17 protein-coding genes are annotated in these 20,660 nt (G+C 43.9%); 2 read left to right on the top strand and 15 right to left on the bottom strand.

What is annotated here, in order from left to right:
* Positions 1 to 179: 179 nt before the first annotated feature.
* From ACIFSR_RS10070 to ACIFSR_RS10025, 10 genes are all read right to left on the bottom strand, one after another.
* Positions 180 to 1,991 (bottom strand): FTR1 family iron permease, encoded by a 1,812-nt coding sequence (locus tag ACIFSR_RS10070; RefSeq protein ID WP_430057179.1) that lies wholly within the window; start codon positions 1,989 to 1,991, stop codon positions 180 to 182.
* Between the two features lie 66 nt (positions 1,992 to 2,057).
* Positions 2,058 to 3,365, bottom strand: a complete 1,308-nt coding sequence (gene efeB / locus ACIFSR_RS10065) for an iron uptake transporter deferrochelatase/peroxidase subunit (RefSeq protein WP_430057177.1) — start codon at positions 3,363 to 3,365, stop codon at positions 2,058 to 2,060.
* Between the two features lie 4 nt (positions 3,366 to 3,369).
* Positions 3,370 to 4,233: an iron uptake system protein EfeO gene (gene efeO / locus ACIFSR_RS10060; RefSeq protein ID WP_430057374.1), complete on the bottom strand. Its 864-nt coding sequence runs from the start codon at positions 4,231 to 4,233 to the stop codon at positions 3,370 to 3,372.
* A gap of 139 nt (positions 4,234 to 4,372) precedes the next feature.
* Entirely contained in the window at positions 4,373 to 5,467 is a 1,095-nt protein-coding gene (locus ACIFSR_RS10055) for a glycosyl hydrolase family 18 protein (RefSeq protein WP_430057176.1), read from the bottom strand.
* Between the two features lie 37 nt (positions 5,468 to 5,504).
* On the bottom strand, positions 5,505 to 7,166 hold the full coding sequence (locus tag ACIFSR_RS10050; protein ID WP_430057175.1) for a polysaccharide deacetylase family protein: 1,662 nt from the start codon (positions 7,164 to 7,166) through the stop codon (positions 5,505 to 5,507).
* 38 nt (positions 7,167 to 7,204) lie between these two features.
* Complete coding sequence (locus ACIFSR_RS10045; protein ID WP_179089864.1) at positions 7,205 to 9,076, bottom strand: glycosyltransferase family 2 protein; 1,872 nt, start codon at positions 9,074 to 9,076, stop codon at positions 7,205 to 7,207.
* A gap of 21 nt (positions 9,077 to 9,097) precedes the next feature.
* Complete coding sequence (locus tag ACIFSR_RS10040) at positions 9,098 to 10,411, bottom strand: nucleotide sugar dehydrogenase (RefSeq protein WP_339207181.1); 1,314 nt, start codon at positions 10,409 to 10,411, stop codon at positions 9,098 to 9,100.
* 27 nt (positions 10,412 to 10,438) lie between these two features.
* On the bottom strand, positions 10,439 to 11,890 hold the full coding sequence (locus ACIFSR_RS10035) for a polysaccharide deacetylase family protein (RefSeq protein ID WP_430057173.1): 1,452 nt from the start codon (positions 11,888 to 11,890) through the stop codon (positions 10,439 to 10,441).
* Between the two features lie 239 nt (positions 11,891 to 12,129).
* On the bottom strand, positions 12,130 to 13,212 hold the full coding sequence (locus tag ACIFSR_RS10030) for a Gfo/Idh/MocA family protein (RefSeq protein ID WP_430057171.1): 1,083 nt from the start codon (positions 13,210 to 13,212) through the stop codon (positions 12,130 to 12,132).
* 85 nt (positions 13,213 to 13,297) lie between these two features.
* Positions 13,298 to 13,867: a hypothetical protein gene (locus ACIFSR_RS10025; protein ID WP_076269627.1), complete on the bottom strand. Its 570-nt coding sequence runs from the start codon at positions 13,865 to 13,867 to the stop codon at positions 13,298 to 13,300.
* 373 nt (positions 13,868 to 14,240) lie between these two features.
* Between ACIFSR_RS10025 and ACIFSR_RS10020 the strand changes: the two genes are divergently transcribed.
* A complete protein-coding gene (locus ACIFSR_RS10020) occupies positions 14,241 to 15,173 on the top strand; it encodes a hypothetical protein (RefSeq protein ID WP_430057169.1) in 933 nt (310 codons plus the stop codon).
* Positions 15,174 to 15,288: 115 nt separating this feature from the next.
* The gene (locus tag ACIFSR_RS10015) at positions 15,289 to 15,534 is read left to right on the top strand and encodes an NHLP leader peptide family RiPP precursor (RefSeq protein ID WP_339207174.1); all 246 of its coding nucleotides are present in this window, start codon (positions 15,289 to 15,291) and stop codon (positions 15,532 to 15,534) included.
* Positions 15,535 to 15,575: 41 nt separating this feature from the next.
* Here ACIFSR_RS10015 and ACIFSR_RS10010 read toward each other — a convergent pair whose 3' ends face one another.
* The 5 genes from ACIFSR_RS10010 to ACIFSR_RS09990 form a co-directional block, all read right to left on the bottom strand.
* Positions 15,576 to 17,495: an ATP-binding protein gene (locus ACIFSR_RS10010; RefSeq protein ID WP_430057166.1), complete on the bottom strand. Its 1,920-nt coding sequence runs from the start codon at positions 17,493 to 17,495 to the stop codon at positions 15,576 to 15,578.
* Between the two features lie 152 nt (positions 17,496 to 17,647).
* Positions 17,648 to 18,394: a hypothetical protein gene (locus ACIFSR_RS10005; RefSeq protein WP_339207171.1), complete on the bottom strand. Its 747-nt coding sequence runs from the start codon at positions 18,392 to 18,394 to the stop codon at positions 17,648 to 17,650.
* The gene (locus tag ACIFSR_RS10000) at positions 18,394 to 19,272 is read right to left on the bottom strand and encodes an ABC transporter ATP-binding protein (RefSeq protein WP_339207169.1); all 879 of its coding nucleotides are present in this window, start codon (positions 19,270 to 19,272) and stop codon (positions 18,394 to 18,396) included. Before ACIFSR_RS10000 ends, ACIFSR_RS10005 begins: the two co-directional genes overlap by 1 nt.
* On the bottom strand, positions 19,269 to 19,637 hold the full coding sequence (locus ACIFSR_RS09995; protein ID WP_339207167.1) for a GntR family transcriptional regulator: 369 nt from the start codon (positions 19,635 to 19,637) through the stop codon (positions 19,269 to 19,271). Before ACIFSR_RS09995 ends, ACIFSR_RS10000 begins: the two co-directional genes overlap by 4 nt.
* A gap of 215 nt (positions 19,638 to 19,852) precedes the next feature.
* Positions 19,853 to 20,647 carry an alpha/beta hydrolase gene (locus ACIFSR_RS09990; RefSeq protein ID WP_339207166.1) on the bottom strand — a complete coding sequence of 265 codons (795 nt, stop codon included), beginning with the start codon at positions 20,645 to 20,647 and terminating at the stop codon, positions 19,853 to 19,855.
* Positions 20,648 to 20,660 lie beyond the last annotated feature (13 nt).

Genomic DNA, 20,660 nt, shown 5'->3' with positions numbered 1-20,660 from the left:
CCTCCCTTTTCAAAAATCATACCACAAACCTAATCCATTCGCCTATTGGCAAGCTATGAGTAATTACTTTTCCTTACATACTAAACTTAACCACAATTTTATAATAATGAAGCATTAATAAAAAATGAGCTGCCCCAAAAACAGATTATATCTGCTCTTGGAACAGCTCCATTACATCGTTATTTGGCTTCTGCTGCTTTACCGGGTGATGCCGCTTTGCGCAGCTGCGTTATACTTATCTTTACGATAATATACACTAGCACCGCAAGCTGAGGCAGTGTAGTTTCCCAAGTCGGATATACGCCTAACGCCCCTATAGTCGGTACGCCTGAAGCAGTATGTGACGGAACCCACCCTGATACCTGCAAGGAATGTATGCTCTCGCCAAGGAAGCGAACAACGAGATAATAGATTAATGCGGATGCAACAAGGAAAAATGGCCGTATGGGAAGCTTCGCGCTAAATTTAATAATCGCAAAGCCAAGTGCAATCAGCAAGATGAAAGTAACACCAAATCCGAGAGCCAACTGCAGCGGATCGATAGACGGCGCTATCCCGACATAAAAAATCGTCGTCTCCGCACCTTCGCGGAAGATCGCTAGACCCGAAACTGCAAATAGTGACCATAGGCTTCCTCTTGCGAGCGCACTGCCCATTTGTTTGTCGATGTATTGATTCCAATTGTTCATATTAGACTTATTGTGCAGCCAATTGCCAACTGTAATCATTAGAATAACGGATAGTAAGCCAGCAATGCCTTCAATCGACTCACGCGCACTTCCAGCTGCGACCTGAGCAATGGCATACGTTAGAACAACAGCCATAATACCGCTAAGCAGAAGTCCAACCCATACGCCAGACCATACCCATTTGCGCTTATCTTGATTGCCGGTACGCTGCAAGTACGCAAGTAAAGCAGATAATACAAGAATGGCTTCAAGACCTTCGCGCAGCAATATCATCCCCGCATCCCAAGCGGTGTAACGGGTATCCTGCATCATTGGCTCTAGCTGCCCCAGCATCTGGGCTATAAGCTGCTCCGCCTTATCTGCCGCTGGAGGATCGGAGAGCAAATACCCGCCCGCCTCAGCCATTCCAATCTCCATACTGCTATAGATAGCAGCCGAACGCAGGGCAACCACACCCTCAATCGCAGGCCACTGCACGATAAAAGCTTCCATCTGTCCAGCCGCTTCTGGATAATGCCCTTGCTGGACATCATTTAACGCCTGATTTAGGATGTCCACAGCATCGGCTACCGTTATGCCCGACTCCTTAGCCACAGTCGCTATTTTCCCATCGCGATAATCCTTTATAAGCTGAATGAGTGCCAACGCTTCTGTTTTCGCTTGTTCGGTTCTCGGAGGATCAGCTTGAACAGCAATGCGAAGCATGCTCATCTTCGTTTCCAAGCCGCTGTAAACGTTGAAATGATCCGCTCGAATAGCAGGCTCAACCTTAAGCCAACTATTATTCATTTCACGATATCCAGCATATGCCTTGTCCAAGTCGCCTGCTTGAATGCTTGCAAGCAGCTTCTCTGCCAAAGGAAGTATGCTGACAGCCGCATCTTGACCAGTTAGCTGAGTCGCCGGTGCGTCTTGAACGCTCTTCACGTATTTATTAAGTGCCTTCGCTAGTAGGGATAACGTAGCTTTGGCAGCATCAGCATCGCTTTCCGGCGCTGCTAAAGCTTTTATAGCTCCCGCAAGCGCAGAATCCACCGCTGCCGATTCCTTCGTTGCCGCAGGCTCAAGCTGCTTCCACTTAGCCGAAGCATCATCAATATGAGCTGCCGCTTCCTTCCATTTTCCTTGACCTGCTTCAACAAGAGCACCGCCAACGAGCGGAAGCAAACGATCAAGCTCGGTGGATTGCGCACCTTCAGCAAACGTATATAATCCGCTGCTCCCTAACATCAATATCATCAGTACAAAAAAAGAAATGAAACGCATACCCCACTGTTTCATTCCGCCATTTTGTGCGAACATAGACGTCCGCCCCTTTCATCATCAAGAGCTATTTTCTACAAAGCACTAACCGAGCAACATCATGATTTAAAATAACGTTTCTCCGATATATCCGCCTTCACGAACACCTGGAAAACAAGCAAACATCGCACTGCCCGTATGAACGACATACTCATTCATTAGGTCGCTTTGCCCAAGCTTAGTCTGCATCGGAATAAATTGTTTCCGTGAGTCGCGGTTATAACAAATAAACAACAAGCCCGCATCCAGCTGCCCGGTTTTGTGATCCATTCCACTTGAATACGAGTAGGAGCGGCGCAATATTTTTACCGATCCATCGCCATGAGCTAGACGCACATGCGAATTCATCGGAAGCACCGGTTTGCCCTTCTCGTCCTTCTTCTCCAAATCAAGCTTGTCGAACTCATGCGCTCCGCCAAGCGGGGCACCGCTGTCTCGGTGGCGGCCAAAGGTTGACTCCTGATCCCCGAGCGTCGAACGATCCCATACCTCAATGCGCATGCGAATACGCCTTACGACCATATAGCTGCCCTTATCCATCCACGGCGTGCCATCAGCTGCGGCTGCCCACACGACCTTGTTCATTTCCCCATCATCGTTAACGTCTGGATTGCCTGTTCCATCCCTAAAGCCCATCAGGTTGCGAGGCGTAGCATTCGCTGGATCAGCACCGCTTGTACGCTGGAACCCTTCCTGCGTCCAGCGGAGCACCGCTTTCCCTCTAGCTATACGAGCTAGATTGCGGATCGCATGGAATGCAATTTGCATATCATTAGCATTCACTTGAACGCCAATATCACCGCCTGACCATTCCTCTCGCAGCTCATCACCGCCAAAAGCAGGCATATCAGCAAGAGCAGCTGGCCTTTTGCTCGCTAATCCATATCTTGCATCAAAAAATGACGAACCCACACCGAAAGTAATCGTAGTACGAGATGGCAGCAGACCTTCTGCTTCACCCGTATCTGATGGAGGAAGATTTAAATTATCGTTAGTTTTGCCGAGCATTTCACCGTTTGTCATGGATGCTGCTGCACTCGTCCATGCTTGAAATAACTTACGCACCTCATCCAGTGTACTCGCCGTTAAATCAAAGGCAGCGAATAAAATAAAGTCTTGTGCCGGCGTCGTGATTCCAGCCTGATGCTTGCCATAAAAGCTGACAATTTGGTCTTTATCTGCTTTGACTGCCTTGGAAGCGGGCTTAGCCGCGCTGCGTTCCTGCGTTTGGAACAAGCCTCCAACACCAGCTGCTCCGAGCAGCAGTCCAGCTCCGCCAACACCTGCCAGCCGTAGTAGGTCTCTACGGCTGATTTTTTTAGCATCTATGTTGGGCTTGCCCTCATTTTGATTGGAATTAAAAGGTTCCGTCATGTTGTTAAGCCTCCAATATTGTACCCATTTGAGAAAGCGGCTCGGCAAGCGCATCAATCAGCTGGCTTAGCTTCTTTGTATCTTCCTCTTTCAAATCTAGATAGGAAACATAGCCATCACCTGATTTGTAAGCTGACAAGGCTTGCTCAAGATCAGCAAATCCTTTGCCGATTTGCTCATCCAGCGCAGCATCCTTTTTGTTCAATTCAGCCTTAACCAGCTGATAGATTTTGTCTGCACCTTCCACGTTAGCTGCAAAGTCGTACAGATCCGTGTGTGAATAACGTTCTTCCTCGCCCGTCACCTTCGAAGCGGATACCTCATTAAGCAGCTCTACCGCTCCCGTTACAAGCAAACTTGGCTCAACCTCAACAGTCTCCATCAAAGCGCGAAGCAGCTTTACATCCTCCAGCAAGCGGTCTGCATACTCACCCATACCCTCTGTTGAGTTCTTCTCCCACAGCGACTGCTCAATGCGGTGGAATCCGCGCCAGTCCTTGTCTTCCACGTCATTCTCACGCGCATCAATATTTGGATCGAGGTCGCCAATCGCTTCAGCTATTGGCTCAATACGTTCAAAGTACATGCGTGTCGGCGCATACAGCTTTTTCGCCGCCTCAACATCCCCGCTCTTCACAGCTGTTACAAACTTCTCTGTTTCTAATATGAAAGTATCGGCTTGCTCAATAGTAAACTGACGATAGCTCTCCAGAATAGGTGCCCAAACCTCGTCCGAGACGACAGCACCGCTTGCGGAATTGCCTTCTGCTTGTTTAGGCTCATTCTTAACTGCATCATTTGAGCCGCAGCCTGTAAATACTACCGTACAAGCCAGTAAAAAAGTCATTAATTTATACTTCATTAAAATTGCTCCCCACTCTGTTTTTGTCCTAAAATGAAGTATATTCGCTATTGATAATCATTGTCAATGGAATATTTCAGTACTAAAGAAAAGTGCTTCCGCAGCTATTCTCATAAGCTTCGGAAGCACTTTGTTATTCCTTATTTTATTGCATATACAGCTTCAAATTAGTCAGAGATTCCATCTCTATTTCGCCTAATCTCCAAATCGCCGCCTTGCTAATTCCATTCGCTTTTGCAGTATTTATCCAACGAGATAATGTCACTTCATCTGCATACCACACGGTATGCTTCATATTGTTGGCCTCAGCATCTGTATATTCAAAAAACATGCTGCCGCTCGCTTGATCGCGCTGCGCTTTACTGCCTGTTTGCTTTAGCAGCAGCCCCGCTCGCTCCTCAGTCAAAGCTTCAACCTTGCCATCCTCATGCCAATCGAACCCGCCAACCGAGAAAGCCATATACGGACTGCCAGGCAGTACCTCCATTCTGGTTGCCAATTGTTCAATAAAAGCTTCATCCGCTTTTGGTCCTGGTTCGCTGTGTGAGCCATATAGGTTATAAGCCATCATGACATATTCCGGGCCTTCCGGAAGCTTTAATTGTTCAATAGGAGCTCTTGGTTCCAAAATGATTCGAAGAGACTTCCCGCTTTTCTGCAAACGAGTATAAAGCTCCGAGTAAAAAAGCAGCATCCGTTCCCAATCCTCTTCCTCGACTCGCTCATAATCGATCTCAATTCCGTTCAACCCAAATTGATCAACGGCTGCAATCAATTCATCTACATGTTTTTTGCGACTTTTTTCCGTCTCTACTAGCCGCGTAATTAAACTCGAATCCTTCTGAACAGACTCGCCATTTTCTTTAAACTGGTCATTTACTACCGTCAGATAGAGCTGCATCTGTTCGTTCTTCTTATAAATCTTCATGATTTCAGGCAACGCCTGCTGGAACTTATCCGTAAAATAAAGACTATCCTTATAATCAAAATAAGCCGCAAACAACTGCAAGCTTGTTAATTCACCTTTAATAATACTCAGGTCCTCAATTCCCTGCTTCCACTGCCAGTCCACAATCCAAGCTGACAATTCAGGCAGTACGTTGGCTGCAGCCTGCTGTACGTCTTCAATAGACGACTGCTCCGCTTTCTTTGCGCGATTTGTAAGATTGGAAAAATACATTACTGCGCCTACAAGCACCACAAGCAAACATGCTGCAATAAGACCTTTTCGTTTCCGCATTGATTCAAACTCCTCGAATTATTAGGTTCTGATTAAGCTAAAACGTATCGATCGCCCAGTCGAATGATGCATTAATCGCGTTCTTCACTCTACTGATTAACCCCTCAATCCCAACATAACCGTTCTTGTATAATGACTCATGCTCTGTACCGTCCTCATTGACGGTCGTTACTTTTATATTATCAAAAACAGCGTCGTAAATATCATCTTTTTCGTTGTTAAGGCTTGCTTTGGAAGCAAGCGCAATATTTCCGCCGACGATCGAGCTGCTAATTTGCTGCAAAGAGAGCTGTACATCATCTACAATCACCGTTAATTGATCGCCCGATAAGCTAACTTCAAGCTGCTTCGCACGTTCTGCCGCCTTGTCCCCAAGCTTGCTTGCTAGCAGCCGTTCAACCTTGCCTCCGGGTGCCTTTTGCTCCACAATAACCGAATTATCTTCGATCGACACTCGAACAAATGAATCCGTATTCTGATCGTAGCGAACATAAATCGATTGGCTGCCGACTGCATGACCGCCAAGCTCCGCAGTAAGTTTTACGTCGGCAGCTTGAATATCTTTCAACAAAAGCATGCCGCTTCCTGCTGGAACAGAGGTCAAAGCAATCCGGTTATCCGTAAACTCAGCCGCACCGCTGATAAGCTGCCACTTTGACGATCTCCGCTCATCCCCTGCAATAAAGCTGACCTTCTGACCGGTATCCTTACTAATTTTCATAAGCAAATGATTCGTATACCAATAGGAAGCAGGCTGCACCCTTGTTAAATTATAAAGGCTGTCACTGCTTTTATTCAAGGAAAGTCCTTCACGGTTAAAATGCATGCCGAACATCGCTTTAATATTTTGGTCGTTCACATTCTCAACAAGCCGGTTCATGCCATTGTACAAAATGTTGGCGTGCATAATCATATACACGTTAGGAACAAAGCCAAGCGTCTTGTTGTAAATTTCTTTCATCGACTTGTAGTCTGCATTGATGCGCGCTTCCATTTCATCTCGATGCTCCGCAGGCACAAGGCTCTCATCCCGGATAAAGTCCATCAGATAGTGAGTGTAGTAACTCGTGTTAGCCCGATCTTTAAACTCATTCTCTTCCTTCACACCAATGAGCTTGCCTTCCTTGTCAAAAATATTAATATAAGACAAGCGGTAGCCGTTGCTTCCAAGCTCCCAATAGCCGTTTTTCATCATACTGAGCATGTCCTTAGGCTGAAGGAATTTGGATTCATTGCTCCCAACCTTATTCGCATAGGACAAAATGGTCGCTTTATAATTGTATTTCTCCAGCAAAGGCTGAGCAAATAAACTGGAATCGTTTCGTCCATCCTCGAAGGATAGAAACAGCGCTTTAGGCGGCAAAGGTTTTCCAAGCTTGTAATAGTCCATAACATCCTGCTGCGAAATGGTTACATAACCTTGATCGTGCAGTGCTTTCAACTGCTGATCCAGCCGTTTTTTGGAAATCAGCTCCGATGTGCCGTTTCTTGCTACGCCAAAATAAGACAGCGCAATAAACCCGTCTTGATTGGTCCACTGCGCCTTATCCGGCTCCGCATATTGCTTGATATCAAATACAGCATGGAAAAGAATGAAGCCCAAAACAAGCAAGATGATCATCTGTACGGTCGTTCTGATCACCTTTTTTTTGTTTTTCCGCTTATAATCGAAAACTCCATTCGTATACCACTTATTCATAGCGGTCATCCTTATCTAGGAAATAGACCATGGCCGCTTTAAAGCGGCATGTCCATATTCTTGTTGTTTTTGTTCTTTCTCGCTGCTTTCTTATTTCTAGCTTCAATGTCCTGCGGCGTTTCTCTTGTCCCCCAGGTTGATTTCCAGAAGGTCACCCAAGCAACAGGCATTTGCCACAGCAGCACAAACTCGTAGAAGATACAAAATACGAATCCAAAAACCCAAAGCTTGCTCTTACGAAACAACAAGTGGGCAAAGCTCATCAACAGCGCCATTAACAGCAGTCCCATCAGGAAGGTGCTTGGGAAGATCCGATACATGATCGGTACATAAACCAAGTTGTATAAAACCACAATCGGCGCTGCAATAGGAACAATAAGCCCAATGTAGAAGAACAAAGCCATAAACGGCTCCTTCCGCCAAATAAAGCCCCCTGCTCGCAGCGATTCACGCAGCCATGAACGTTTCCAGCGCATTTGCTGCTTTAAGAACACGTTCATCTCTGAGGGGACGATTGTGGAGCAAATTGCTGTATCCTGATAGCCGGTACGATGTGTTTTCAAAATAAAATTAGTCATGCTGCGGTCATCGCCAAAGGTCGCTGGCTGCCCCAAAAACTTTTGCGTCAGCCAAGCATCCTTATGCTTCAAAATTAAATCCTTCCGGTAGCAAGAGAGTGGCCCAGATAAGCAGGTTACGCTGTCAAACCAAGATTCAGCTGCCTTCATAATTCGGAATGCAATATAGTAACGAACCGTCTGCAGCTTAGTAACTGTGTTCGTATATTTATTTTCCACATCCGTGCGTCCAGCGACACCGCCCATTCGCGGGTCCTGAAAGGGCTGTACGAGATTTCTAATCGCCGTTGGCTCTAGAAAGCTGTCAGAGTCCACAAATACGACCAAACGATGCTTTGCCATCTCCACGCCCTTTACAAGCGCTACGCGTTTGCCCCCATTTTCGGACAATACATGCAATTTCAGACGATCCTTCGTTTCATACCTCTGCGCCTCTTTGTGAACAAGGTCGATAACCTTCTGAATTTGCTCCACAGAACGATCCTTAGAGCGATCATCTACGACAATCACTTCCAGCTTGTCGATCGGATAATCTTGATTCATGCAGCTCAAAATCGTTCGATGAATCCATTCCTCTTCATTAAAGCAAGGAATTATAATCGATACGCCTGGCGTATAATGCGGATTAACCGGCACATCGCGGTGCAGCGCGCCGAAGAAGTAACGAGTGAGCAAGAAAGCCGCTGCCGTAATACTGTATAAATACAAGATGAAATTATATTTAAAATAAATGATGCTTTCCACACGCATAAGCATAATAATACCAACGGCTACAAACAGCAGGGTGCTCGCCGCATAGACAGAATAACCCCAACGCTTCTTCTGAAGATACGTGGATAAAGGCCGCTCAAATTGGAAAGCGATAAGCTGCTTCGCTCCCTCTTCGCTATCTCGCGTAAATGTTCTTTTGATAACAGCTTCTATTTTCACGGCAGACTCATAACCTTCAGGCATCGTCCCAGGTGGGATTTCGAAGCTCAGCTTATACTTTGCCCCCTCCATGAACGAATCGCCAATTACGGATGCGTCCAGTTCAATCAAAATGCCTGTAGAAGAAATGTCTACCGCTTTTCCCTTTATTGCCTGCTTCTTCCTCCGGCCATTGCGAAGCAGCCGCACGTCAAAGCTAGCCTCATATCTCAGGCTAAGCTCACGCAGCTTATGCATCGCTGCCGCATCATCACGGCCGTCCTTGCTTTGACCTTCGGCATAACCTCTTCGATCAACCTTTTGCCGCAAATGTTCCGGATCGGGAACGCTCCAAAGGGTGCGTCTGTCCGCTCTTGGAACAGTCAGCACTTCTATCGGCTTTTTTTTCTGTCGTCTAAACACGCTGCTGTCTCCAATCCGGCACTATAGGCTCCAATAGTCGTATCCGTTATGCTCGAATAACCGCTTATCAAATACGCCTTTTATATCAACCAAAAACTTCGTTTTATTGTCGTCATACAGCTTGTCAAAATCCTCAACATGCATCTTCATAATTTGACTATGGGGAACCGCTACAATAACAACATTCAACCCGCTTAATTCCTCAATGTCGCATAGCACGATGCCATACTCACCATAAACCTGCTGCTTGTCCACATTTGGATCTGCCACAAGTGTTGTTATCCCGTACTCTTGAAGCTCTTCGATAATGTCTGTCACCTTCGTATTGCGAATATCGGAGCTGTCCTCTTTATAAGAAAAGCCAAGAAAGCCTATTTTGGCTGTATTTATATTTACCTTCTGCTTAACAAGCCTCTTAATGATTTGCTGAGCGACATACTTGCCCATCCCATCGTTAATTTGGCGTCCCGCTAAAATAATTTTGGAATGATAGCCGGTATCCTCCGCCTTATAGGTCAAATAATAAGGATCAATTCCGATGCAATGACCACCAACCAGCCCAGGGCTAAAGTTAAGAAAATTCCATTTGGTGCCTGCGGCTTGAAGTACAGCTTTTGTATCAATGCCCATACCGTTAAACAGCATGGACAACTCATTCATAAAAGCAATATTTACATCTCGCTGTGCGTTTTCAATGACTTTTGCAGCCTCAGCTACCTTGATGCTCTCCGCCCGAAATACGCCTGCTTCAATAATCAACTCGTATATACTGGCGACAGTTTCCAGCGTTTCCTCGTCCATACCGGACACAATCTTCGTAATGTTCTCTAGTCGATGAACCTTGTCACCGGGATTGATTCGTTCAGGCGAATAACCTACCTTGAAATCGACGCCGCAAACAAGACCCGACTCTGTCTCCAAAATCGGAATACATATTTCCTCCGTCACCCCCGGATAGACGGTTGATTCAAACACAACCATTGCGCCATGCTTGAGCTTCCTGCCCACCATTTGACACGCACTCTTCACATAATTCAAATCCGGTATATTACCGCTTTGAATCGGTGTAGGCACTGCCACAATGAAGAAAAAAACATCTTTAAGCTCATTCAGATCTGAAGTAAACTGCGCTTCGGTATTTTTGAGCACATCACTGCCTATATCGCCGGTTGTATCGATCCCGCTGCAATATTGTGCAATCTTATCTTTATTGACATCAAAGCCGATTACGTCCACTTTTTTCGCAAAAGCTACTGCAATCGGCAATCCGACATAACCTAATCCAATGACCGCTATTTTCTTCTGCCTTGTAACGATTTCCTCGTATAACGTCATATGTCATCTCCATCTAGTAAGAAAAAGTTATTTTAGAGACATTTGCGACATGGGAACGAATGTATAACCCTCGCTTTTCAGCTTCTCAATAACATCTGGCAGCGCCTCAATCGTATGAATGTTATCCAGCATGTGAAGAAGAATAACACTTCCATCAACCGTTTGATCTAGAACACCCTTCACGATATGATCGGCGTCATTGGCAGAGTCCCAGTCGAACACCGTTACGTCATACATCGCAATGGAGGTGTAGCCTGTTGCAGCTACGATTCTCGCCCGTTCATCATCAATTTCACCCGTCGGGGGTCTAAATAACATGGTAGGCTGCTGCTGAATGGCTTCGGTTATTACTTGATGAGCCTTGACGACTTCCTCCTGCAATTGCTCAGGCGTTAACTTGGTTATGACAGGATGACTGTATGTGTGATTAGCAACATCATGTCCGGCTTCCGCTATCGCCTTAGCTAAATTCGGATTTTTCTCTACTCCGTTGGCACGCAAGAAGAAAGTAGCCTTCACGTCATGCTTTTCCAAAATATCAAGCAGCTTTGTAATCGTGTAGTCGGTACCCCAATCATCAAAGGTAAGTGACACAACCTTCTTTTTATTTTCCCAGTTATAAATAAGCTTGAAGCTCGATTGTTTGTCGTTTAAATTTTTTCGAGCAGCATCAAATCCCGGTATTTGTTCAAGCGGTTTTCTCTCTTGACCACTGCTTACCAGCTCTTTAAGCGGAACGAGCTTGTAGCCAACCTCGGCCGCTGCCTTCGCAATAAGCGGTATCGATTCAAGAACCTGTCCATCCAGCTCCGTATCCAAGGCAATAATGCCGCCCCGAGTTACATATTTTCGAATATAGTCCGCTTTCTCTTGCTCCGATTCCTGCTGCCATTCATGCAAATTAAGACTGTAAGATACAACAGCCGTAAGCCCACTCTGCGCTGCCGCCAGCTGAACGGTATCATTGTAATCGCCGGATCTCGTCCGCATATATTGAGGCTTTACTCCTAGCTCCCTCTCGATCACTTCATTGCTGACATTGATCTCTTTAAACACTTGCTCATAGCTTAAATGAGTTAGATCGAGCCGACTAAGCGTGTTGTTCTCAATGCCATGACCTCTGGCCAAAATCTCCTTGGCGATTCCCGGCTCTTCAGCCACCCTCATGCCCGGCAAAAAGAAGGTCGCCTTAATATCGTAGCGATCAAGTTCATCGAGCAGCTTAGTCATCAGACTCTCATCACCCATACCATTAAAAGTAAGAGACAATTCCTTATTGGTCGTATAGACAAATGGAATCACTTTACTCTTTTCACCATTTACAGGCACGACAGGCTTTTCCGTCTCTATTGGTTTATTCTCTTCGCCCAAATTGCCGCTGCTTGTAAACAAAGCGCACCCTGTAACCGAAAGAGCCAGCAACACGAACATCAGCAATAAAATGACAGGATTCTTTATTTTATTCGTTAAAAATGGCATCTGTTTCTCCTTTATAACTTGATTACCCATTAATTAAGAAATCGAATATGTTTTTCCAAGAAAAAAATAATAATTTCCAGAAAATTCCGAATATTTAAAACAAAAAAAGACTCTATCACAAAAATAGTGACTACGAGTCTTCTACTTATCGTACAATTTTAGCACAGCCGAAGACTTACACCTGCATGTAATTGGTACCAATTTTGTTTAGTGCTAATTGTCCTAATTGGTCATTATGACTATTCTGGCATCCAAACTTGTTTCTCGGTATGCACCGTTTGTCCCGAAGCCATTGCTTCTCCCATAAGGAGCGCCAAATAGTGATCCTGTGCTGCTTCTGCCAGGCTATAGAAGGAAGCTCCTTTACCGGAAGCGAGCAGCCCCATTCGCAGCAAACAAGTCGCGATTGCGATTTCGTCATCACTAAGCCTAGCGGGAGCAACTGGATTCTGGTAAAGCCATTCGCCATCCGCAATAACCCCGCGATGATAATACCCTTCCAAATTCCCATGCTGGCCAGTATCGACTCTGCGAAGCTCCGTATGAATGGGCGTGGCGTAATCTTTTAAATAACTGACTTCTGAGTCTACTAGCTCACCTTTACTGCCTCTTACGAGCATGCGGCTGCGCCGTATCCAAGAGAAGTATTGATCTCCCGTAAAATCATATACAGCCAGCTTGTCGCCAAATCGGAGCGTTGCAATTCGCTGCACAGATTGAACCATTCGTTCTTCAAGCGGATCACCTTGTCTGCTCGGCCCTTGCATGATCTTCGATTCAAAGGTCTGTCCGATGATGCTGGCATGCTCGAAGCCGACGCCAAGAAGCTGTCTAATTAAGCTAATTCCGTGATAGTCATGGGCAGCAGATACCTGTGCTTGCGATACTTCACCCAGCTTCCCGGAGCGGGCAATCTGAATACGAGCCGCATGCATCGGCTGAAATAAATACTGTTCGGCTACTTGTACCATTGCATCCTTAGGCAGCGATTGATACAGGTCGGTTAGTGCTTCCAAATCAGCAGCCGGAGGCGTCTCTGCCAGCACTGGAATTTGCCGTTCAGCTAGCTCTTGGATAATAGCCGGAGCCGCTGTTCGCGGGACAGATACGACAGCGAAGCTGAATTGCTTGGACTCAGCCGTAAACTGATCCATATTGCGAACCGTACGAATGCCCCATTTTGCCTCTAGCAGCCGCCCCTTCTCCTCGTCACGAACAAGTATCGTATGAATGTTGAATTTCTCCGGCAATGCTTTGGCGATACGTATGTAAAACTCTGCGCGCCAGCCTCCGCCAACTATTCCAAAGCTAATAATAGACATCGTGAACCAGCCTCCTGGATGTAATCCGTTTTCGTCATAATGATCATTATAAAAAAGAAAAAGATCTCAACACGTGAGATCTTCTTTACGCAGTGCGGAAGGTTCCAGTTGCCTTTATTTCCTCTTGAACACCTGTATAAGCTTGCAGCTTACCATGGTAAACGAGCTCCAGCAGCGTTGTATTCTCCAAATCAGCAGGTGTTACGAACAAGGAAGGTTTATTAACAAGATTTACGCCGCTCTCCTCAAAAACAGAGGCTACAAACTGTGAGCAAAAGTATGCGTACTCTCGTTTCATCTCAATATTAAGCATGATGCCTAACATGCCAAGCAAATTGTATTTATACTGATCGCGGTTTTTCTCCATGTAATGAATTTGATTTCGTATGTTTATATAGGCACAATGACTAATCGTGCATCTATACAAAGCGCAGGTTGAGTTCTCAAAAAACTCGCCTCGTACATCCTCTTTCACAAATCCCGCAAAAAATGGGTTGTTCGGATTTTTTCTGCCAAAGCTATAAACCTCATTCAAGTCTCTGTCAAATGCGATTGAAGCGTGATTCAGCATATTTTTAGTGTACCATCTAATTGTCTTGGAAAATAAGGTTCCCGTATTCGTTAAGAGAACATAAATTTCAACATCTCTATTCATGCCATACTACCTCCACATTAAAGAACTCTCATCTAGGTATTAACTTTAATGCAGGAGAACTAAATTCTAAACCTGCTCAGGTAATAGATTCATCCCCGACCTAAGTCCAGTTCTGTAAGCATAGCGTGACAGAGGATCATCTACTAACTTCACCTATTTTTATAACCTTAATCCATTTTACTGGATTTTCTGCTTTTACTCAATACAGACTTCGTTTTTTCTTCCTCAAGCTTAAAAATATGTTAAGATTTTCTTTTTCCAAAAATGATATAGTAGGAAAAGATTGACACCGTTCATATACTATTTATATGCATCAAATCTTTATTTAGTATGGTCGTTTGGCTTACATTCTATTGCAGCGGAGGACATTTAAATGGAATGGTTTACTCGCTATACCACACAGCTGGAACTTGTTTATGCCAAAGCCGAAGAACGTATTGCTGCTTTCCCTGCACCGCTCGGCAGCCTTGGTCTGGCCTATGCGCATAAGTTCAATCCTGTGAAGCATGACAGCAATAAGGATTACATATGCAGCCTTCTCCCCTTCTGGATGAAAGAGCCGAGCGGAATTAATGATTCGCAATGCGAAGCGCTTGCATTAGCTAATGTATATGGAATGCTTTATTTTTTTATTCAGGATGACGTGATGGACAGCAAGCCGGCATCCAATTGGAAGGAACAGCTTGCTCTTGGAAACCTGCTCATGCTCGAAATGTTCCGTGTATTCCGTGAGCTGTTCCCTTCAGCTTCACCATTTTGGGCGTATTACGACCATTATGTAACGAACTGGGCCGAGAGTGTAACCAACGAGGATCGCGATGATTACTTTATAAACGACCCTATCCGCACAGCTGGCAAAGCAGGTCCCGTCAAAATCGCAAGCACTGGCGCGCTGTTGTTAGCAGGACGCCCAGAGCTCATTGAGAAAATGGAGCTTGCCATCGATATTGTGCTGATGTCGCTTCAGATGTCTGACGACTATCAGGATTGGAAAGAAGATCTGGCTGAAGGCAGCTATAATGGCCTGCTTGCGATGATCGCCGCAAATAGAACTGCGGAAGAAGCATTAACTGAACAAAAGGTTGAAAATGAAATCTTTATTCGAGGATGCCTCGGACCTTATGTTCAGCTTGCAATTGATAATGAAAAACGACTAATCGAATTGGAAGCAGGATCTAGTGAGCTAGTCGCATTCCATACTTTTATACTAAAACATTTGAACCATACCCATGAGACGATAGAATCAAACAAAAAGTTGCTGATGGAAGGCGGATTTAACTACTTTTTGTCTAAAATTTCAGTTTAATAGGTACTATATAATCTATTAATTGTCGAATAATTGAAAATTCATATAGAATTTGTCGAACGGGCATGATAGACTGAGTATGGTAAACTTATACATATTCGGAAGGGTGATTATTGTGTCCAATGTACAATCGTTAAAAGAACAAATCATTCAAAAAGCTTGGGAAGATGCCGAATTCAAGAAACAACTTATCGCCAATCCGAAAGAAGCAATAAAAGAAGCTTTCGGAATCGATGTTCCGGATACAATCGAAGTAGAGGTTGTTGAAGAATCGGCGAATAAATACTACTTGGTAATTCCAGAAAACCCAACAACAATTAAAGAAGAAGCGATCCAAGCACAAGGCGCTATGTGGCAATAAATAAAAATAAAAAAAAGCGCTGGTTTTAAAAGCAACCAGCGCTATTTTTCTGCAGATGGGATATGAATTATTGCTTCGGTTCCTAAACCTTTCTTACTAAAGAACTCAAGCTTCCCTTGCATTACCTCTATAATTCGGAAAGTAACCATCAGCCCTAAACCAGTTCCTTTTGATTTCTTCGAATAATACGGCTCTCCTAATCTTGCGAGATCAGCCTCATTCATTCCCTCACCGTTGTCTTTTATACAAATAACGACATTATTAGAATTATCCATATAAGCTCTAATTAATATAACACCTTCTTTGTCCAGTGCTTCAATACTATTTTTAATAATATTTATTAGAGCTTGCTTAAATTTTGATGAATTACCTCTTACAAATAAGTCATTTGCCAACTCAACATTGATTACTCCACCTTGCATTGTAGCAAGAGGAACCAGTATACCTTCAATTTGTTGAAGCTCCTCTGAAATATTTAAAAGCGTTGTTTGTTCAAGCTGTGGTTTGGCGAACGTAAGAAAATCAGTTATGATCTCTGATGCGCGATCTAATTCATCTATTGCAAGTACCATAAAGCTTTGTTCCTTATCGTTCGTAGTTTTCTCACGAAGAAGTTGTAAAAAACCTCTCGTCACCTGCAACGGGTTTCTAACCTCATGAGCTACTGAAGCTGCTAACTGACTAATGATTTCCATTTTTTCAGACCGTTGAAGATCATTGTTAAACACTTCAAGTTGTTTTGAATATTTAACAACCTGTTCGTAGTTTTCTAAAATTCTCCTTGCAAGAATCACAACAAGTGCAGCAATAAAACTAAGAATGCCCCATTTCCAGAAAAACAAATCATAGCTCATACCCTTGATAAAATACCAAATAACTTCGGATACCCCGACTGCTGAGAAGATACCGAAGCCAGTCGTTAAAACAATGGCTTCTTTATTTCCTTGAAAACAATAATTTATAAGCAAGCCGACGAGAAGCAAATTCCCAATTATTATTGAGCCACCGAAAGATACAATAGTAACCATAGTGTACATAGTTTTGATCTCAACTGATATAAAAGAAGCCAGCAATAATATAACTGTTATAAATAAAATAATAACCTGAAGCCTTCTAAACAATAATATTAACCCGAAAGGTCCTCTTCCAAAAATCTTTTCGAAAAAGAAATAAATAGCAGGCATCAATAGGCTTGATGCTAAATCGAATAAATAGTAAATATAAAATCCATACTCCCCGTATATAGTATGTAGATAAGGTGAATATGAGAGAATCATTAAACCGATTGATAAAATAACTACGCACAGAGAACTCCATCCAGCTAAATATGGTTTTCTCAAAAAAATAATAATAAGAAACATAGCCAATGAAACGAACAAAAGGGCTGCTCCCAAAACAACATCCAGCATATCGTGCTTCAAAAAATCTTTACTGAGCGTTTGATTCTCGCCAACTAAGATTTGCTTCTTTAATCCTAGCCAGTCTGCATCTGTATGAAGAAAGACGTATACCATTTTATTAGATTCATACGAGCTTAAAGATAATAAAATCTCATTCCTATTATATGGATAATTACGATCAGACTTATATACGAGCTCATTATCAATAAAAATCATTACATCCTTCGCAGTAAGACTGCTAATCATTAGAGCGGGTCTTGAAAAGTAAAATTCAGGTAGTTTAAATCTCAACCATGCCGATGTAATATTAGCAGGCTTAGTAGGTAATGGATCGCCGTAGGTAAACGGCATCCAAGCGCCTTTTTTCTCCAGAAATTCACTATGATTCGAAATTCCAGATGGATTCTCCTCCCAGATCATTTCCCATTCTGTTATCCTTATATTTGGTTCATTCGTTAATGCTTGGAAAGTAATAGCATAAGAAGCCGTAGCAAAAAAAGGAGTAACAATACAGAGCAAAAACACGAAGATCAACAAAAATTTACGTAGTACTTTCATCATACACCTCAAAAACTCGATAATGTTAATGCTCATATCATACTATATTTCGACAATGTTCGATAAGCCTCCTTCAAAAATTTGGTTGTTGACAAAATAAATAAAGCCGTTTCCAAAAATCGTTACGATCTTTGGGAACGGCTTGAATAATTGGATTAAAATAACTTTTTTCTTATTGATACACGGCGAAGCATCATAAAATTCAAGGCTACAATACACAGCATGACAGCAAAGGCAAGAATAATGACTGCTGCTAGCGATGCTCGTTCTACCTCTAATACCGTTTGCAATAGATTGCCTATCCAGTCTGACGATAGAACAGCCTCCATCGCCATCATTGGCAGCAGCGCAGCAACTGAAATTAGTACGCCTATCTTCCAATTAAATCGATAAAATCCGGAGCCAATGAGCCAGCCGCTGCCAAAGTAGGCAAAGAACAAACAGAAATATTCAAAAAAGATCCAGCCGAGCTCTAAAGAAGATGAAAACAAATGCGGATTGTTCAGCTCTAGTGTCCAATTGTTTTTGTCATAAATGAATTGCTCGACGGGATACCCTATCGTTAATATAAGGGCGAATATGGCTGAAAATAGGACTAGTACTAAACTCACACCTCCAATAAAGTGCTTTCTCGTTACTCCACTGGAAACAAAGCTTGCGAGCGATGCAGGGGTCAGCAGTATGCCAATGACAAGCAGAAATACTCTCGGCGATATGGTCGTGCTTTCCCAAACCTCTTGCCCTTCAAAATCAGGTCCTACTATAGACTCAGCATTTGTTAAAATGCCTATACCAATATAGATCAGAATAAATATGACCCAATAAAAAAAGATCGTCCAACGAAAGGTGTACATCATATGCTGTGCAACATTAAGCACGGGATGTTTTCTCTTGCTGCTCATTATTCATCCCCTCTTTTCTTCGTCAAATGAACGAATAAATCTTGCAGTGATACAGGACCAAGCTCAAGCCCTGCTGCTAATGCTTGCTTGCGCTTCACATCAGTGAGCTCTCCGAACACAGTAACTGACTTCGTTTTACCAAGCTTCTGCTCCCCAAGCACCGGCAAACCTTCTGCAAAACGATCCACGCTTTCACACGGTCCAGTTATAGATGAGCCGCGCGCCCGCAGCGCATCTGTTTCCTCATGCATGATTAGGCGACCTTTATCCAAAATAAGCACCTCTTCAAACAAATTGCCTACTTCCTCAATTAAATGCGTAGATAAAATGAAAGTACGAGGCGTTTCCATATAATCATTAAGCAGCTCTTCATAAAAGGTATAGCGGGACGGAGCATCCATGCCAAGATAAGCCTCATCAAAAATCGTAACCGGTGCGCGGCTAGCAAGGCCAATCGTCACGCCAAGCGCTGACTTCATTCCTCTCGAAAGGGTAGATATACGCTTCTTAATCGGGAGCTCATAGTGACGAATGAGTCGATCCGCATAGTTTGCATCCCAATTGGGCCAGCAGCTAGCCGAAAGCTTTAATACATCACGAACGTATAAAGTGTCCGGCATATGGCCGCTTTCTTGGATAAAGCATACTTGCTCCATGATGCGTGCATTTTCGAATGGCGCTTCACCATCTATCGTTATTTCACCATCTGATTGCTGTCGATAGGAGGCTATGATCGATAATAGACTGGTTTTTCCAGAACCATTTCTACCGAGCAAACCGTATATTTTGCCACCCTCGAGCTTGAACGAAATGTTGTGTAGCGCTGAAAATGATCCATAACGCTGCCCCAATTGATTCACTTCGATACCTAGCGTCATACGTCAGTCCTCCCTTTCACTTGTTCGATGCGACCAATGATATCTGCAAGAGGGACACCAATTTTCTCAGCTTCCACAAGCATTTGATCGACGACCTCTTCGAAAAAACGATCTCTGCGCTGTGCCAGCAGCAATTGCCTAGCTTCGCCATTTACAAACATGCCGATTCCTCTTTTCTTATACAAAATGCCTTCCTCCGTCAATAAATGAAAGCCTTTCGCTGCTGTAGCAGGGTTTATACGATAAAATGCAGCATATTGGTTTGTTGACATGACCTGCTCATCTTCTTGCAAAATGCCGCTTATGATGTCGTCTTTAATTTTGTCTGCTATTTGTTGGTAAATGGGACTTCGATCATCAAACACGTCATCACCCCTTCAGGTTACATGGTTCATTACTTATGTAACTAACCATACAACCGTGACCAATAAATGTCAAGCCTATTTCATTACAGCATGTTATACAGATCTTTGAGGCTAAACGTTGAAAACAAAAAAACTGCCTCTGGTTATTAACCGTGAGACAGCTTCTTGTCCTCTTATGATAAGCAGTACGTTTGTCCGAGTAACTGGACAGTCCGTTATTTGGTTGCTTGAATTCCCTTCATCCATCCGATCAGCTCATTGCTTACTTGCTCCAGCTGCTCCTCCGGCTTAATGCTTGCTGGTCGATCCCCTTTTTGCGTGCCATAGGAACCAAATTGACCATGATTCCCTCCTTCAATCGTGACATACTGCGTTGAGCTAGGCATATACCGTTTTCCTTTGCCCCATGCCTCCCAATCCAACACGCCATCATTAGACGCAGTGACTTGCAATACTGGCAGTTTAGCATCTTCAAGAGTTCCAGCTTTTTCTGCATAGGCCGCAAGGAAAAAGATACCCTCAATTTGATTCAAATGCTCCGCAGCATATCGTGAAGCAAAAACACCGCCAAGCGAGTGGCCGCCTATAACGTAACTTTCCTCTGGATGCTCAGCAATAAAATCATCCGCTTTGTTTTGCCCCATTAAAGCAAGATTAAGCGGCATACTTGCAATGTATACACGGTGGCCTGCGTCAGCGAGCTTGTGAGCTAAAGGTGCATAGCTTTTTGGATCTACTAATCCACCTGGATAAAAAATAACATTAGGCTGAACAATCCCAGCTGCTCCAGCGGTCGGTTCAAAGCGATAGCCTGCTTGTCCAATGCTGACCGCAACTTGTTCATCGCTCTTCATCGCAGCTTTAGCCTCAGCAGATGGTGAATAAACCATCATTTGATACGCGACAGCCAGCGACAATAGTAATACCAAAACAATGGCTAACGTCCAAATAAGTACCCTCTTTTTTCGCGCTTGCTTCGGTTTTGCCAATGCCTGTGAATCGTGACTCATTTCGTGCACTCCC

The organism is Paenibacillus sp. NRS-1760 (assembly GCF_050467785.1).
Taxonomy (GTDB): Bacteria; Bacillota; Bacilli; order Paenibacillales; family Paenibacillaceae; genus Pristimantibacillus.
Note: the sequence above shows the minus strand (reverse complement) of the source record. Positions and strands in the feature narration are given on the sequence as shown.

Excerpts from the sequence above, each read along its gene's own strand:
- ACIFSR_RS10040 (WP_339207181.1), bottom strand. The coding sequence starts at position 10,411 with ATGACGTTATACGAGGAAATCGTTACAAGGCAGAAGAAAATAGCGGTC.
- ACIFSR_RS09990 (WP_339207166.1), bottom strand. The coding sequence starts at position 20,647 with ATGAGTCACGATTCACAGGCATTGGCAAAACCGAAGCAAGCGCGAAAA.
- ACIFSR_RS10025 (WP_076269627.1), bottom strand. The coding sequence starts at position 13,867 with ATGAATAGAGATGTTGAAATTTATGTTCTCTTAACGAATACGGGAACC.
- ACIFSR_RS10030 (WP_430057171.1), bottom strand. The coding sequence starts at position 13,212 with ATGTCTATTATTAGCTTTGGAATAGTTGGCGGAGGCTGGCGCGCAGAG.
- ACIFSR_RS10050 (WP_430057175.1), bottom strand. The coding sequence starts at position 7,166 with ATGAATAAGTGGTATACGAATGGAGTTTTCGATTATAAGCGGAAAAAC.
- ACIFSR_RS10000 (WP_339207169.1), bottom strand. The coding sequence starts at position 19,272 with ATGACGCTAGGTATCGAAGTGAATCAATTGGGGCAGCGTTATGGATCA.
- ACIFSR_RS10055 (WP_430057176.1), bottom strand. The coding sequence starts at position 5,467 with ATGCGGAAACGAAAAGGTCTTATTGCAGCATGTTTGCTTGTGGTGCTT.
- ACIFSR_RS10070 (WP_430057179.1), bottom strand. The coding sequence starts at position 1,991 with ATGTTCGCACAAAATGGCGGAATGAAACAGTGGGGTATGCGTTTCATT.
- ACIFSR_RS10020 (WP_430057169.1), top strand. The coding sequence starts at position 14,241 with ATGGAATGGTTTACTCGCTATACCACACAGCTGGAACTTGTTTATGCC.
- ACIFSR_RS10005 (WP_339207171.1), bottom strand. The coding sequence starts at position 18,394 with ATGAGCAGCAAGAGAAAACATCCCGTGCTTAATGTTGCACAGCATATG.
- ACIFSR_RS10010 (WP_430057166.1), bottom strand. The coding sequence starts at position 17,495 with ATGATGAAAGTACTACGTAAATTTTTGTTGATCTTCGTGTTTTTGCTC.
- ACIFSR_RS10035 (WP_430057173.1), bottom strand. The coding sequence starts at position 11,890 with ATGCCATTTTTAACGAATAAAATAAAGAATCCTGTCATTTTATTGCTG.
- efeB (WP_430057177.1), bottom strand. The coding sequence starts at position 3,365 with ATGACGGAACCTTTTAATTCCAATCAAAATGAGGGCAAGCCCAACATA.